This is a genomic window from Corallincola spongiicola, from assembly GCF_004284785.1.
GTDB classification, from domain to species: domain Bacteria; phylum Pseudomonadota; class Gammaproteobacteria; order Enterobacterales; family Neiellaceae; genus Corallincola; species Corallincola holothuriorum.
In genome coordinates this window covers 33,184-50,055 of record NZ_SHLY01000006.1, presented here as the reverse complement: position 1 = coordinate 50,055, position 16,872 = coordinate 33,184, and the positions used below count along the sequence as shown (strand labels likewise).

At 50.0% G+C, this 16,872-nt stretch carries 10 protein-coding genes; 2 read left to right on the top strand and 8 right to left on the bottom strand.

Going from position 1 to position 16,872, the window contains the following annotated elements; translation table 11 throughout:
* Positions 1-126 precede the first annotated feature (126 nt).
* The 4 genes from EXY25_RS15020 to EXY25_RS15005 form a co-directional block, all read right to left on the bottom strand.
* A complete protein-coding gene (locus EXY25_RS15020; RefSeq protein WP_130567432.1) occupies positions 127-1,653 on the bottom strand; it encodes an efflux transporter outer membrane subunit in 1,527 nt (508 codons plus the stop codon).
* Between the two features lie 27 nt (positions 1,654-1,680).
* On the bottom strand, positions 1,681-2,607 hold the full coding sequence (locus EXY25_RS15015; RefSeq protein WP_130567431.1) for an HlyD family secretion protein: 927 nt from the start codon (positions 2,605-2,607) through the stop codon (positions 1,681-1,683).
* Between the two features lie 5 nt (positions 2,608-2,612).
* Positions 2,613-2,825 carry a DUF1656 domain-containing protein gene (locus EXY25_RS15010; protein WP_114339546.1) on the bottom strand — a complete coding sequence of 71 codons (213 nt, stop codon included), beginning with the start codon at positions 2,823-2,825 and terminating at the stop codon, positions 2,613-2,615.
* A gap of 73 nt (positions 2,826-2,898) precedes the next feature.
* The gene (locus EXY25_RS15005; RefSeq protein ID WP_165419380.1) at positions 2,899-5,103 is read right to left on the bottom strand and encodes an FUSC family protein; all 2,205 of its coding nucleotides are present in this window, start codon (positions 5,101-5,103) and stop codon (positions 2,899-2,901) included.
* Between the two features lie 667 nt (positions 5,104-5,770).
* On the opposite strand from EXY25_RS15005, the gene EXY25_RS15000 reads away from it, so the two are divergent.
* Positions 5,771-9,079 (top strand): transglutaminase family protein, encoded by a 3,309-nt coding sequence (locus EXY25_RS15000; protein WP_130567428.1) that lies wholly within the window; start codon positions 5,771-5,773, stop codon positions 9,077-9,079.
* A gap of 26 nt (positions 9,080-9,105) precedes the next feature.
* Here EXY25_RS15000 and EXY25_RS14995 read toward each other — a convergent pair whose 3' ends face one another.
* The 4 genes from EXY25_RS14995 to EXY25_RS14980 are packed head-to-tail and all read right to left on the bottom strand — an operon-like array spanning position 9,106 to position 15,033.
* The gene (locus EXY25_RS14995; RefSeq protein ID WP_130567426.1) at positions 9,106-10,026 is read right to left on the bottom strand and encodes a transglutaminase family protein; all 921 of its coding nucleotides are present in this window, start codon (positions 10,024-10,026) and stop codon (positions 9,106-9,108) included.
* A complete protein-coding gene (locus tag EXY25_RS14990) occupies positions 10,023-12,605 on the bottom strand; it encodes a circularly permuted type 2 ATP-grasp protein (protein ID WP_130567425.1) in 2,583 nt (860 codons plus the stop codon). Before EXY25_RS14990 ends, EXY25_RS14995 begins: the two co-directional genes overlap by 4 nt.
* A 40-nt stretch (positions 12,606-12,645) precedes the next feature.
* Entirely contained in the window at positions 12,646-13,581 is a 936-nt protein-coding gene (locus EXY25_RS14985) for an alpha-E domain-containing protein (protein ID WP_114339541.1), read from the bottom strand.
* A 6-nt stretch (positions 13,582-13,587) separates the two neighbouring features.
* Entirely contained in the window at positions 13,588-15,033 is a 1,446-nt protein-coding gene (locus EXY25_RS14980; RefSeq protein ID WP_130567423.1) for a circularly permuted type 2 ATP-grasp protein, read from the bottom strand.
* Between the two features lie 280 nt (positions 15,034-15,313).
* Between EXY25_RS14980 and EXY25_RS14975 the strand changes: the two genes are divergently transcribed.
* Positions 15,314-16,864 (top strand): phospholipase effector Tle1 domain-containing protein, encoded by a 1,551-nt coding sequence (locus EXY25_RS14975; protein ID WP_114339539.1) that lies wholly within the window; start codon positions 15,314-15,316, stop codon positions 16,862-16,864.
* Positions 16,865-16,872 lie beyond the last annotated feature (8 nt).

The window sequence follows — 16,872 nt, the reverse complement described above, 5'->3', positions numbered from 1 at the left end:
CGACACGTAATATGCTGTCGAACAGTGGAATTATCGACGAATTTGTAACGGCTTGCGAAGCAGTTACAGGTCAACGGCCATAGTTAACAGCCATCGGTTCCCGAGTCACCAGATGGCCGTAACCTATCACTCCAGCACGCCGTCCCAATAGTCCGTTCGTTCTCGCATCTCCTGTTTCACTGCTTCAGGAAGCAGATCATCAGCACGACTGCTGGTGCGGATCTGCCAGCCACCACCAAGCGCTTTATAGAGATCAACCAAATTAATCGCCACCGCGCCTTGGGTGCTGGCAAGGAGATCTTGCTGATCACGTAACGCAGTGAGGTTATTCACCACGGTGTCAAAATCGACTAAGCCATCATCATACTGTACCTGTGACAATGTCACTGAACGTTGCGCCGCCTCCGTCGCCTTAACATACCAGGCTAACTGCTCCTGACTCACCAGATAAGAAACGATCGCATTTTCAATCTCGGCCTGGGCACTCAACACACTATTTTGGTAGTCAGATTTGAGTTGCTGAAACAGCGCATCTTGCAGCCGAATGTTGCCCTTGATGCGACCATAGTTCCAAAGATTCCAAGAAAAGCCTGCACCAAAATTCCAGCTACGTGAGTCACTCTGGAATAGGTCTGTCAGCTCATTGTTACCACTGTCGGTGCTGGCAAAACCAATATTTCCGCCCAAGGTAAAGGTCGGATAAAGATCGGTAATAGCAAAACCTATCTGCGCGCTTTGCGCGGCTAACTGACGTTCCGCCTGACGAATGTCTGGGCGACGACGAATGAGATCTTGCGGCATGCCAATGGCTATTTGGGCTGGTGCGGTAGGAATGGCTCGAGGCTCACCCAAGAGCTCTCGCACCTTGCTTGGCGGCTGTCCCAACAGCAGTGATAGGTTGTTCTTAAGCTGGGCTAAGGCAATCTCAGAGGAACTGAGCGTAGCTTGTGAATTGTAAAGTAAACCTCGCGCCTGTTCCGGATCCAGTTCGGTCACCAAGCCACCTTCATAGCGATCTTCGGCGATCGTTAAACTGGCACTCTGTACCTTGATGTTATCCCGCAGGTAACGCTGGCGTTCCTCCAAGGTACGTATATTCAGATAGGTCTGTGACACCTGTGCTAACAGGGTGATCACCACACCATCGTAACTAGCAACAGAGGCATCTAATTCGGCGGAAGCTGACTCAACCAAGCGTTGAAAGCGGCCCCAAACATCAGCTTCCCAACCCAATCCAAAACCCAGGTCATCGCTATAGAAATTACGGTCAACACCTGGGCCTGTGCTATTCGGCGCTAAGCCTTCACGACCGATGCCGCCGCTTAAGGTTTGGGTCGGATATTGTTGTCCCGCGGCAATGCGTAGGTTTTCCTGCGCCTGAAGTACACGTAACCCAGCAGAGCGCAGGGTTAAGTTGTCAGCCAAAGCTGCAGTAATCAAGTTGTCCAGAACTGGATCGTTAAACGATGACTTCCACCATTGAGGATCTGTTGGTTCGGTGGCCGACAAAGCAGGATCTTTGGCCTCCAACCAATCCATTTCAACCCGACTGTCAGGTTCAACATAATCAGGCCCTAACGTAGTACAACCCGACACTGCTAAAACTACCGCCAGACATACCGCTGACTTAGCCGTTGGAAACATGCGCTTCATATCCGATCCCTCGTCAAACAACGATTTTTATAATAATGGTTCAGGGGCTGCCAACGGCATCTCTTCATCAGTCTCACTTGCTGTGCCGGTCATCACCAACACCGATCCGGTGGTACCAACTCGTAACTCCACCCCTTCTGGTAGCTCGGTGACGTGGACACGCACGGGCACTCGTTGAGCCAAACGGATCCATTCAAACGTAGGGCTAATTGTAGGTAAGAGATTTTCCCCCGTACTGCCGTCGCTTTGCGCGATCCCCCAGCCGATGCTATCAACCACACCTTCCACCGGCTTATCTGGGTAAGTCATCAAAGTCACCACGGCGCGATCACCACGGCGAATATCGGCAATATAGTTCTCGCGAAAATAACCATCAATCCAATAGCTATTGACATCCACCAAGGCCAGCGCAGGGGAGTTAGCTACAGCTTGGCTACCTAAGCGTAAGCGCAGGTTCGTCACGTAACCGTCAACTGGCGCTTTCACATCACAGAATTCCAAGTCTAAACGGGCACTCTCTTGCGCAGCTTCCGCCAGCTTAACCCCTGCTTCAGCTCCCTTACGTGCATTTACCCGCGCATTCATATCTTCAACTGACATAGCCCCGGGGTTTTTCTTGCGGATACGTCGAGCTCGATGCTCTTCATCTTTCGCTTCATCTAACTGCGCCTGCGCAGAACTGAGCTGGGCACTAGCCTGATCTAAAGCAGCCTGAAACGTTCTTGGGTCAATCTGCCAAAGCAGGTCCCCCTGTTTGACACTGGCGTTGTCCTTAATCGGAAGGTTAATAATAGGGCCGGATACCCTAGGCACGATCTGAATAACCTGAGCCCGCACCTGACCGTCACGGGTCCAGGGGTTAAGGACATAATGTCTATACATATACAGCACGATGGCAATCGCCACCGCTACCACTGCAGCTGTTGCAAGATGCTTTCTGTTTAAACCGAGCATATTTGTCATACCTTAACGATAAAAATGCCAATAACGCCTGTGTAGATAACGGCTAACGCGACGTAAACCAAAGGCGGATAAAAAAAGTAGCGAGCCAAGCGGCGCTTTTCTAGCTGCCCAACCGTCACGCTGGTCGCTAAGATCCCTAACACGCTCGCCACCAATAGCGGCGGCATGTAGACATCAGCGATAAAAAATTCATGTGGAAATTCGGACATCAAGTACCTTCCTTTGCTCCAACAACTGAGCCAGCATTGACGAGTGACGCAAGCTAGCGAGTCAGGCCAAAAGCTAAAAATGTTCTTCGTGTAGCATTTGCCAATCAAATTGCTGCGACAAACCAATATATGCCAAGGTCACCTGCGACAAATTACGATAGCAGCCAAGCACAACATAGAGATGCTTGAGCTCTTCATCATTCGCTCGATTACATTGATTGATAGCTGTCTCACAACACCTATCCAACCTCTGCAACCGCGCTTGCAGCAACAAGCTGATTTTGTCTACAGAGTCCAAAGCTTTACCCTTCGCCAAATGACCAAATGTTCGAGCCAATGCTCGCCGCCACTCTGCAATCTCTTCATTCACCGCACCAGCCAAGGGAGCAGCGAATACCGTTTGGCGAAGGCGATAAAGATCATCAATTCGAAGTGACATCATCTCCAGCGTTGAAATCAGAGATGGCAATTTCAGACGTCCATCATCAGGTAATTGTTTACCGTCAACCTGTGCACTCCACATCGCCAGCTTTGCAGGCAAGCTGCGCATCTCTTGCTGGTGATAAGCGAGTCGCTGGCGGGCAAAGAAAGAACGCTTGGTGTTGGGTTCAGCCAACGATGCGAGTACCACCCCACTGCTATGAAAGTAGCGATTTAGCATCTTCAAACATTTTTTATGTGGACGAGGTGAGCCAGCAATATGAGAGAGGCCATAGACGATGACGAGTGCAATCACATTGAATACCAAGGTGTTCATCATGGCGGCAACATCATAGTGTTGGGTGTTGGTAATACCCAGCATATTGAACATTCCCAGGTAAAAGGCGATCGCAATCAGAGGCGGCAAAATGTAGGAAATAAGTGCAGATATAACAAACAATAGAATGGCTAGTTGCCAAAACTGAGAAAGCTCCGGCATAACAAAGATATATATCGGCATCAAACAGAGATAAGCAGTACCAAATACCTTTGCCATTCTAAATCGCATATGCGGTACCTGCATTGCCGCTAAAGCAAGATTTGGCAAAAAGTATGGCCAGCTGACATGCCCTGGCGGGTCAATATAGATCCAGATAAGGAAGCCGACCCACAATGACACCACGGCAAAAAAACTGTATCGAATCCGATCCGGATCCAGTGGCGTCAAAGCAAAACCCAAAGGTACTATTTTATTATCAACAGGGTTTTCTGATCCTTGGCGGTTCTGCTGTTCACCACCCCGCTCATACGCTTTAATGTTGGTAACACAATCAATGATGCTGCTGACAATACTCGCACAATGTGACAACTCTTTAATCGCCACGGCGATCGCAGCGCGTTGAAAGTGATTAAGTCCATCAATATAGCTCTGCTCAACCACTAACGGCTTCACGTTATCAGATAGATTGACGCTATCGCCCCGCAGAAAATCACCCACCTGTTGCAAATGAGAGGATATTTCAGCCAAGTACACATCAATATTTGGTAACGCCTTAGCAACGTCGACCTGATGTAAGTCGGCGATCCCCCCATCAAAGCGCCTCCCCATACTGACAAACGATTTAGACAGGAGCTGTAACCGTTGCCACTCAGCCTTTGCCATTCTTACGTCATAGCTTTCTGCGCCAGCCGCATCCACCGTTTGCTTCAGTTGCGCAATGAGCGTCTCACAAGACTGAAAGCTCACCACAGCGTCTTGTTCGGTCTCACACCCTAATAGCTGCGCTCGATAATGATCAAGCGCCATTCGTTCAGATTCAATGAGACGCTCGCTCAGTTCATGCAATGCGTTGCGATTGCTCACCGGCCAAATAAACACCGATATCAAGGTCCAGATGAGAATGCCGATTAATGTCTCTAACACCCGGTATGCGGCAAACAGAAACGCATGTCCTGGTTCCCCTGGCCCTGCCGTTAAGATCATTAAGGCAACGAAGCCAGCGACAAACCAAGCGTACTGACCATCTTTACCGGTCATTTTATAAGTAACGAACGCTAAGTAAGGGGTAACTGCGATCATTAACAACCAACGATCTTGGGGAAACATAGCAAGGAAAAACAGGCCGGCAGCAAAGGCAAGAATGGTGCCCTTTGCTCTTAACATTCCTTTGGCAAGAGACTGGCCAGCGGTGGGGAGCGCAATCATTGCCACTGCAATCGCAGCCCAAGTCGGGCTCATCCAGGAAAAGTTCAACGCAAGGAAATAGCTGATCACCATCGCCAAGCCAAACTTTATCGAATGCTTAGCCTTGGCAGATAGCGGCGGTATTTTTATGCGCTCAGTTGATTTCAAGCTCACTAAGAGTTCCCCTAGGGAATAACCCATGTCGCCCCACACAAATTGATAGTGGCGAAACAGTACTCATTGCTAAGTGCTCAGTGTTCAAGCAATCCCATCGAAGAGGTGCGCCGAACAAGACAGAGGCACTCACGCTATTTACAAAAATGATAATAGCTTGTTGTCATCGTAGTAACGGAAAGCGGAACTTTCAGTCCATATTATTAACATAGCCGCAAAACTAACGTTTTGATATTTCGAGTTTAACTAACGTGATTGACTTAACATGGTCAAATATAAAGCAAATATCAAACGCCGGTTATCTGCTCACTATCGACAAAAACTCACCCGTCATTAGCACGATGTTGGTGCAAAAAGCCGCCGCCAAGCGAGTCAAAGTGGCGCATACTGCAAACTCAAAACTAATTATGCGCCATCATTAACGCTCGCTTTCTTCGCTAACGCCAGATCTGGTCGGAAAAGTCGCAGCAAAATGCTAAATCAGCGCCATTCAACAGCGACTGCTGATGATAAATCCAGTCACCATCATATTGGCGCGATATTTGTAGGTTAACGGCATAGTTAACGGGCAACTTTAAGTAAAGCGTCCAACGTCATAATGATGCTGTGAAATAGTATTTTTGCAGAAACATACGTTTACTCGTAATCAAAGGGAAAGGCATATCAGATGACCATCACTGTCGGTATTACTCACCACACTGAATACAAATATGACAAAGCTGTCACCCTTGGTCCCCATGTGTTCCGCCTGCGTCCCGCAGCCCATAGCCGCACGCCGATAAAAAGTTACTCACTAAAAATTCACCCTGAAGAGCACTATATCAATTGGCAACAAGATCCTTTCGGTAACTATTTAGCCAGAGTCGTGTTTCCAGAAAAAACCAAGAAATTTTCATTCACCGTCGATGTCGTTGCAGAGATGACAGTGATCAACCCCTTTGATTTTTTCCTTGAAGAATACGCTGACGAATTTCCATTCGTCTATGAAGAGAGTTTAAGCAAAGAGTTACAGCCTTATCTGCTCAAAGAATCATCATCAATGCTGTTTAAAAAGCTGGTTAAAAGCGTCGATCTGTCGACCTCAATGCTAACTGTCGATTTTCTAGTGGCGGTAAACCAGAAAGTTTATGAACTGGTCGATTACACCATTCGCCTAGAACACGGGGTTCAGAGTTGTGCTGAAACCCTAGCGAAAAAATCAGGCTCCTGTCGCGATTCTGCGTGGTTATTAGTCCAATTATTGCGCCATCTAGGATTAGCAGCGCGCTTTGTTTCCGGTTATCTGGTGCAGTTAACTACGGATGAAAAATCCCTCGATGGCCCCAGTGGGCCGGACGAAGACTTTACCGATCTGCATGCCTGGACCGAGGTATATATTCCCGGTGCCGGTTGGATTGGCTTAGATCCGACCTCGGGATTATTTGCGGGTGAGGGCCATATCCCTCTGGCATGTACGCCAGAGCCCAGCAGTGCAGCTCCTGTCACTGGCGGTGTTGATCCTGCCGAAACCGAATTCAATTTCTACAACAAGGTCACCCGTGTCCATGAAACCCCTCGCGTCACAAAGCCTTACAGCGATAGCCAATGGTCGGAAATAAATCAGTTGGGTTTACGGGTCGATAAACTGCTTAATGAACATGACATTCAACTGACCATGGGCGGCGAGCCTACTTTTATCTCTATCGACGATATGGAAAGTGACCAGTGGAATACTGGCGCTGACGGCGAAGATAAACGTCGTTTGGCGCATCAGCTGTTTATGAAAATGACCAAGCACTACGCCCACGGTGCAATGCGTCATTATGGTCAAGGTAAGTGGTACCCCGGAGAGCCCCTGCCCCGCTGGCAATATGCCTGTTACTGGCGCAAAGATGGCGCCGCGTTTTGGCGCAACCCCAAGCTACTGGCGGACATCAACGCTGAGTATGATTACGGTGAAAAAGAAGCAAAAACGTTTGCTGATGCCCTTTCCATCCAACTTGGGCTCCAGCCTGATTGTTTCATTCCAGCCTATGAAGACATGCTCTATCACTTGTGGCAGGAGGGTAACCTACCCCAAGAGCTCAGCCCTAAGTCACCTGAACTTTTAAACGCCATTAGCCGCAAAGGGTTCTTAAAAAAGATGGAACGGGGTTTGGATAAAGTAGCGGGATACGTACTCCCGCTGTTATGGGATCCAGCCTCCGCTAAATGGCAAAGTTGCCATTGGAAATTTAAGCGCGATTATTGCTTTCTTATCCCCGGCGATTCACCCCTTGGCTATCGCCTACCTTTAGATAGTTTAGGCGACGCCGCGCCAATCCCAGAGCGAGACCCATTCGATATACCAGCGCAATTCGAAAACAGTGATTACATGGCAGCGCAAGCGGGCTATGTCAGTGAAGCGCTGGTCAAGCAAGCCATTAGCATCGAGATCCGCGACGGTTTGCTCTATCTGTTTATGCCACCGCTGACCCATATGGAGGACTACATCGCACTGTGTAATGCCATTGAAGCCGTGGCAAATAAACTCGACATTGCGGTGGTATTAGAGGGCTATACGCCCCCCCACGATCCACGGGTAGAAAAATTTGCGGTGACCCCAGATCCCGGCGTCATCGAAGTCAATATCCACCCTTCATCAACCTGGCCACAGCTGGTAGAACGGACCAGTGACCTATACAAACTGGCACGAGAGTCGCGCCTTGGCACCGACAAATTCATGCTCGATGGCAGGCATACTGGAACGGGCGGTGGTAACCATGTCACCTTGGGTAGCAACACACCGGCAACCAGCCCCTTTCTACGTCGCCCGGATGTACTACGCAGTTTTATTACTTACTGGCAGCACCACCCCGGACTCTCTTATCTTTTTTCCGGCCTGTTTATCGGACCAACAAGTCAGGCACCACGGGTCGACGAAGCCAGAGATGAGTCTCTGTATGAGTTAGAGATAGCCTTCTCAAACATGCCCTCCGGTGACGTGCCCCAACCCTGGTTAGTTGACCGCCTACTGCGACACTTGCTGACAGATCTAACTGGTAATACCCACCGAGCAGAGTTCTGTATCGATAAACTTTACTCGCCAGATTCGGCAACAGGCCGCCTTGGTATTGTCGAGTTTCGCGGCTTTGAGATGCCTCCACACTCCCGTATGAGCTTGATGCAAATGCTGTTACTGCGCACGCTGCTGGTTTGGTTCTGGCAGCAGCCATACCACAAGCCTTTAGTGCGTTGGGGCACCGAACTGCATGACAAATTTCTCCTGCCCTACTTCGTGCAGCAGGATATCAATGGTATCTGTCGCGACCTGCAAAATGCAGGATTCAACTTTGACCCGAGCTGGTTTGCGCCGTTCTTTGAGTTCCGTTTTCCCACCTGTGGTGTGCGCCAAATTGACGATATACAGATGGAGTTGCGCACTGCCATCGAGCCATGGAATGTGTTGGGAGAAGAATCTTCGTCAACCGGTACCGCTCGCTACGTCGATTCATCACTGGAACGGGTACAGGTAAAGTTAACCAATATCGTTAGCAACCGCTACGTATTGACCTGTAACGGACGGCGGGTGCCGTTAAAAGAAACGGTGACCAAGGGTGAATTTATCGCTGGTGTCCGCTATATCGCTTGGCAAGCTCCCTCTTCGTTACATCCAACCATAGGGATCCATGCCCCCCTCACTTTCGATCTGTTTGATACCTGGTCAGGGCGCTCATTGGGTGGCTTTACTTACCATGTCAGCCACCCCGGCGGGCGAAATCCTGACACATTCCCAGTCAATGCCTTTGAAGCGGAAGGGCGTCGCATTGCCAGATATTGGGACCACGGCCATTCTCCAGCCACGGTCACTGTCAACACCGAAACCTGGTCACCAGCCGTCGCTAAACGAGGATTCAAACAACACGATGCTATCTCTGATTTTGTGGTGCCACCAGAGGAAAGCACCAACCATGAATATCCCACCACTCTGGATCTAAGGCGCAAGCCGAAATACTAACCTCAGCAATAGCACTGTGGTCGCCCTTAAGGGGTGACCACTGTGTTCGCGAGCGCTAGCGCTTTCTCTTTAGGAATACGATTCACATCCACCGACACCGACAGTTCCGGTACCGAGTTCCCCAGATAGACCCCTTTTAGTGGCGTGACATCGCCAAAGTCTCGCCCGCGAGCAACCACAATATGCTGCCCTTTAGGAATAACATTGTTGGTCGGATCAAAGTCGATCCAGCCACAACCGGGAATAAACACACTGAACCAGGCGTGGGAGGCATCGGCACCGCGTAGCTTAGGTTTACCCGGTGCCGGCAGCGTCTCCAGATAGCCGCTGACGTAGCCAGCGGCGAGCCCTAAGCCACGCAAGCCGGAAATCGCTACATGGGCAAAGTCCTGACAAACCCCTTGCCGATGCTTTACTACTTCTGCCACCGATGAGTCTACGTCGGTCGCTGCCGGAGAATAGTTAAACTCTTCGAATATCTTCGCCATTAACGCGGTAGAAGCCTGCAAAATACCTACCCCCGGCTGAAAGCAAGCTCGGGCGATCTCTCCACACTGAGCGTTATTTTCCACCCGCGGAGAAGCAAAACAGAACTGGCGCGCGAGTACCTCTTCTTCAGAAGAGGGTTCAGCCAAGCGTTTAGCCACCAGCTCCCAAGGCATATCCGCCAGCAACGACTCCTGGCGTTGCATCACATGCACCAAACTGGTCGAGGTCACCGCTAAACGCTGGTGCCGCTGCTCTACTGCGAAATAGGTCTGATCATTACCAAAATAGTCAGTATGGCGAGTATGTCCATGGATTAAAGGATCAGTAGTTAACTGCCAACTCAATACCTTTTGCAATGCTTCGGTACGGGGGATCAAACATCCTAAATTTTGGCCATAACTAATATCAGAGGGGTAATCGTAAGTCGTAGTATGCTCAATACGGTAATAGATGCTCACGATTCACTCCCTGACCATTCACTGCTGCGCGACTTTTGCGAATGAACAAAGCACTCATTGGATAATTCGCTCGAGGTCACTTCAAGTGACTGCTGAATATGTTTCATTAATTGCGTTAAGCCAGGACGACAATGTACTTCATTCTCTACGACAAGTTGCGATACATCCGCCAACTGCACTTGCGAATACGCTGATAGCACCGAACGCTCAGCCGCGGATATTTGGCTACCATCGTCAGCAAAAATTTGCCTGATATGTTGCTGCAGATGATCCAGTTGGTACACCATACCTCGGGGGTTGAAGCGATTCAGCAGCACATAATCAAGTACCGATTGAGCATCCATTTCGCCACGATAATAGCGTCGATAATTCATCTCGTTGTCATTGGCCGACAGTAAGGCCGTCAGCACTTCAGTTTCATTGTCGCTGACCTTGCAAGACACAGTGAATTCCAGCAAATGGCTCAAATTTATCGTGCGTTCCAATAGCCGCCCGATATCAAGCATTCGCCAACCATCGTCGTGATTCATACTGTCAGCGATCAAACCGTTTAGTGCCATGAGCGAACTTAGCAACTTATCCAAGCCGCGCTGCAGCGATCCGAGACTGCTGTGCCCCCTTAGCTTAGTAACCACTTCACCAATATCATCAATCACCCGCCAACTATCATTGGACCAGACATCACGGCTATGAAAGGCGGAGCGATGCAGCGACGCCAAGATGCTATGCATGCCACGACTCATGTTTTTATCGACCGCGATATTATAAAGCTCGGCGGTGATATCTGGGGATTGGGTTTGGCTTTGTGACTGGGATTGGCTTTGGTTTAGGTCGACCTCCGCCCCCGTGTCAGCTATCAACGGCAAATCATCAGTGAACTGACGCAGTGCCGCCATCAATTTACCCGCGCTGGCGAGGGGCTGGCCTTGTTCGCTAAATTCATCATAAAAACTGTTGATCACCTGCCGCATGATCCGGGCGACCATTTCAGCCCGCTGACTGTAACGTCCTAACCAGAACAAGTTTTCCGCGGTGCGGCTAGAGATAACTCGCAGCTCCCGCTCCTGTACCGCAGCGCCATGCTCCTTCGGCGCATAGGGTCGCAGTGGCATCGCTTCTGACGCCCGTACCCAAGTATCCTTATTAACCGCACCCGCTTGGGTATTCACCACGCTTTGACCCTGCTCTCTCGCTACACATGCCAAGCCCCCAGGCATCAATTGATAACCGCTACGTGAAGCACTCATAAAGGTGCGCAGGAAGCCATGCCTAGGCTTTAACTGCTGATCGGTCCAACTGGGCATGGTCGATACATTGAGCATCTGCTGGCCGACATACATAGCAGGGTTCTGCTTAATACGGTCGATCAGTTGCTGTTGCTGCGGCTTTGAAAGCAGGTGTCCAAATGCGATATCGGCACGCTCGCTGACATGCTTGACCACCATCTTGTCGATATTTTTTATCACATGCGCAAATGCTGTCGGCTGTCCACACCACCAAGTTGCCGCGCTAGGGATTTTTAATGGCTCCCCCAACAAATACTGGCAACAGCGCTCCAAAAATGGGTAAAGACCGGGGCTTTCCAGTAACCAGCCACCGATAGGGTTAACCACCACCACCTTGCGCTGGCGCATCGACTCAATCAGCCCAGGGACGCCAATAAAAGAATCAGGGCGCAGACTCAGAGGATCAGAAAACTGATCAGAAATGCGCCGCAGGATCACATCGACTTTTTTCAAACCATGCAGAGTTTTCAGCCAAACATAGCCATCCCGAACCACCAAGTCGTCACCTTGTACCAGGGTGTAACCTTGGTAGTTGGCCAGATAAGCATCTTCAAAATAACTTTCGTTACTCGGACCCGGTGAAAGCAACACGACATGTGGGTCATCCACCTCAGCAGCGTCCACCAGCGACTGATGCGCATGACGGAAATATTCAGCTAAACGCTGAACTTCGCAGTGACGAATTAGGTTAGGGTAAACCCGAGACATCGCCAACCGGGTTTCCAGAGCGTAGCCTGCCCCTTGCATGGTCTGCAATCTATCCGACAGCACCCACCACTGTTTATCAGTACCGCGCACCAGGTTAAACGCACTCTGCACCAGCGCATACTGACCGGGCAGAGGCATGCCCACCGCTGCACGACAAAAGCCAGGGTGCTGAAAGATCAGATCAGGGGGGAGAATGCGCGCTTTCATCAAGCGCTGCGGGCCATACAGATCTTTATAAAGTGCGTTAAGCAGTTCACCACGCTGGATCAAAGCGGGTTCCAACTGTCCCCACTCGTCACCTGCCAACACCAGCGGGCAAGGGTCGAGATCCCAGGGCCGGTTGTCGCTAGCACCTTCGGTATAGGCGTTATAGGTCACGCCGTTTTCACGCAGTAAACCATCCAACTCAAGCTTACGCGCATCAATATCGTCAGGCCCAAAACGTTCCTGCGCACGCATAAAGTCACGCCAGTGAGGTTGAATCGTTCCCTCTTTCGACCACATCTCGTCAAACCGCCGACTATCGATATCACGATAGCCAGCAATCAGGCTAGCATACTTCTTAGTATCACCCTCGTTCTGCATCTCTTACTCTACAACGCTTAGCATCTGCGCTGATTGTTAGTTAATTGTTGCGAAATGCAAAGTAATTCATGCCGATCGAGTCATGTAAATTTGCGAGCTGCCGCTGTAATACATCCATTTTCTCGGTGACCTCTTCCAATTCGCACACGGAACAATCAACTGCCGCGGACTGAATACTGCTCACGCTCTCTATCAGATCGGCATTTTTAGGCAGCTCGGTAAGCAGCGCCTGAACCTTGCTGAGACAGTACATCACGGCGCGAGGCTGGCGTGGATCCTCCAACAGAAAGGCCATCACGGTTTCTCGCCGAACGCCGCGCTTAATTAACTTACGAAAGCTCTGAGTCGCCTCAAGTGAATCCAACGCATTCAACCAAAAAAATGTTCGATATTTATCCAGAGAAAAGGAGTCATCCTCTTCCAGCTGCAGCAACGATGTGGCTTTCGCATCGATAATACGCGTGATCATATCGGCACGTTCAAGCAGCTGGCCGATGCGGAAAAATGAAAAACCCAAGTCTCGATCCATCGAGTTCATCATAATGCCAACAAACTGCTCGCTCTGTTTCTGCACCTGCTGACAATAACGGATCCTTCCCTGTCGATTGGACAACATTCCCTGATTGGCACGGGTATAAAGAAAGCAACTATTAAGCACCTCCCAACTAGACTGTGGCAGCATTTCACGGGTATTACGCGCATTCTGGCGGGCCGCGCCCACCGCAGAGATCACCGAACAGCTGTTCTCTTTATCGCCAATGATCGACGCCATCACCATCGCTTCATCAACTTGCTCATGGTTCATTTTTTCAGGCCAACAGCCCAATACATCAAGTAAACCTGACCAACTCACGGGGACGGTACGTGGCAGATCCAACATCATTTCGTAGGTAGACTTCACTAATCGTGCGGTATTGTCTGCACGCTCGGCGTAACGGCCCATCCAATAAATATTTTCAGCAACTCTCGACAACATAAATCTTTACTCCGCCGTGTCTACTATCCAAGTGTCTTTACTGCCGCCGCCCTGCGAGGAGTTAACCACCAACGATCCCCGGGTCAGTGCGACTCGGGTTAGCCCTCCCTCTGTCACATAGCTGTCTTTGCCCTGCAAAATAAACGGCCGCAAATCGACATGTCGCTGCTCTACCGCGGCATCACACAGGGTAGGCACAGTGGACAACTTAAGGGTAGGCTGAGCAATATAGTTTCTCGGATTGTCGAGGATCACCTGACGAAACTCTTCGATCTCTGCAGCACTGGCATGGGGGCCGATCAACATGCCATAGCCACCCGATTCACTGGCGGGTTTCACCACTAATTCCTCCAGATGATCCAGCACATAAGCGCGGTCGTCGTCCTTAACGCAGAGATAGGTCGGAACATTGTTGAGTATCGGCTCTTCATTCAAGTAGTAGCGGATCATATCCGGCACGAAGGCATAAACCACTTTGTCATCCGCCACGCCAGCACCGGGGGCATTAACTAAGGCAACATTACCCTGCTGCCAAACACGCATTAGTCCCGCCACACCGAGCATTGAGTCCGGATTAAACACCTCAGGATCAATAAACTCATCGTCAATCCGACGATAAACCACATCCACCTGACACAAACCATCGACAGTTTTCATGTAAAGTTTGTCATCCTCAACAACAAGATCCTGCCCTTCTACCAAGGAGGCCCCCATCTGCTGAGCCAAATAGCTGTGCTCGAAATAGGCAGAGTTATAAATACCAGGCGTGAGCACCACAATGGTCGGCGTCACGTCTTGTCGCGGTGACATATCGGTGAGCATTTGACGCAACTGATTGGGATAGTCGCTATTAGGAAGAATGTCTTGATTCTGAAACACCTCAGGAAAAATACGCTTCATCACTTTGCGGTTTTCCAGCATGTAGGAGACGCCAGACGGCACCCGAAGATTATCCTCCAAAACATAGAATGCGCCCGTATCATCCCGCACCAAATCAGAACCACAGATATTGGCCCACGCACCATAGGCGGGCGAGAAGCCCTGACACTCGGGACGATACCCCTTTGACTGTTCGATGACATAGGCGGGGACGACATTATCGCGCACGATTTTCTGCTCGTTATAAACGTCATCAATGAAGCAATTAAGTGCAGTCAGCCTTTGAACAAGCCCGTCTTTGGTGCGCAGCCACTCTTTCAACGAGATAAGTCTAGGGATCAAATCAAATGGCCATTCCCGATCTATGTTTTCACCTTCACTGTAGACAGTGAAGCTGATCCCCATTTCACGAATGCAAAGCTGTACATCCTGCTGCCGTTCGCCAAGTTCAACTGGCGTCATACCACCAAGAAAATCAGTGACTTGAGAAAACTCTTTACGTGGCTCTCCTTGCGTATTCACCAGTTCATCAAAGAACTCTGCTTGTAGATGTTCCTGTTTAATCAATCTCATGTATCACCACTGTGCGGATCAAAGCCGCGAGCCACCAAATTTAGGTCATCTTCTGTATCAGCAATTCCAATACCAATTCTTCTGTTACCGCTTAATTCATATGGAAATAGCACTAACAATGGCTTCTGAGGGGGGATAGACAGTGACGCTGTAAATTGTCAAAACAGTTCATTCTAAAGGCCGTTACGAAAAGGAATTACCTGCAGCTAAGCTATTGGCTGCTAAACTAAATACAGTGATTTTATGGGCTGCATTGACCAATAAAGAGAGAGACACACGGATGGCGCGCACCTTTATATTTAACTTCGATGGCACCTGTAATGATCCTAGTGATGCGGAACAAGCCGTTGATAGCCTAGGCCAACTGGAAGACAGCAGTATTACCAACGTATTAAAGCTGCACTTACTTTGTGGCGGCTCGTTAGGCGAACAGGGCCGCGGCTGGGACAACAATCAGCGCAGCTATTACTATGCTGGCATCGGTGCTTACGGCAACGCGATGCAACAGGCAATCAACGCTATCTTTGCCCCTGAAGGCAGTGATGTGGCGCAGATACTGAAACGCGCTTTGATCGATTTCACCCGCGCAAATTTTAATCCTGAACAAGATATTTTACTGGTCACAGGTTTCAGCCGCGGGGCAGCCTTAGCCCGACGGTTTGCCGCGATCCTTGCCCGCACCATCACAACGCCATGTATCTACGAGGCAGTTTTCGATACCGTCGCGTCTATCGGCGGCGCAGATCTGCAGAAAGAAGATCGACCAAAAACCGATGTGCTATTTGAGAACTGCAGCTTACCTGAAATAGTGATCAAGGCCTTGCACTTGGTGGCACTGGATGAGAAACGCAGCGCATTTCAACCCACGTTAATGAATCAACAGGATAAAGTGCATGAAGTCTGGTTTGCTGGTGCCCATGCGGACGTCGGCGGAGGCTATCACCAGGACGGCTTGTCCGACAACGCATTGCAATATTGCCTGCAATGGTTGGATGAGCAACCTTTCCCATTAACCGTTAAACGTCATGCTGCAGTCGATTACCGCAACATATTACCTGCCAATGCCGATTACCAGATCTCAGCAGACGATGTCGTGATTAAGCCGGATCCGCTAGGCACAAATCACCAACAGCAGCGCGGCCCATTGTCTGGGCTGATCACCTGTGACCACCGCCTCTGTTGCGTTATCGAAAATGATACGGCAACAACCCAGGCACCGCTGGTGCATCACTCTGTCGCCACGCGGATCCACGCTGCTCATGATTACCGCCCAGCCTCTTTAAAAGGGCGTACGCACAAACTACTAACTCAAGATGGCAGCAAACTGGTTTATCAAGGGATCAATCCCCACATCGAACTGCCCATACAAAATTTACGCCGCTTGGATGTAGATACCAGCGTCACGGTCACCGTTTTTGCCGCTGAAAAGTTTAACCGCACTGGACTAGTGCTGATAGCCGGAGAGCACTATCAATTCGAAGTGCTACCTGAACAATCATGGCGCGATGCAGATATTCAGTGCGACGCCAATGGTTGGAATCGCAGCACGGTCAGTTTAGGTCCCCACCATCAACCTTTCGCAGTCTATGAACCGCTCCGAAGGCTACCCAATGTCAACTGGCTGGCACTGTGTGGCGCCATCGGTGCCAATGACAATGAACTGTTTCCCATCGGCCTAGAGAGCAGTTATACCCCACGTAAGTCAGGAGAATTTTGCCCGTTCGCTAATGACTTACCCGATTTTTACGGCAACAATGCAGGTAAAATGCTGCTCAAAGTTACCCGCCTATTGGTCGGCGAAGAGATGCGCACCTCTGTCGATATCGTCTAATAGTCGTT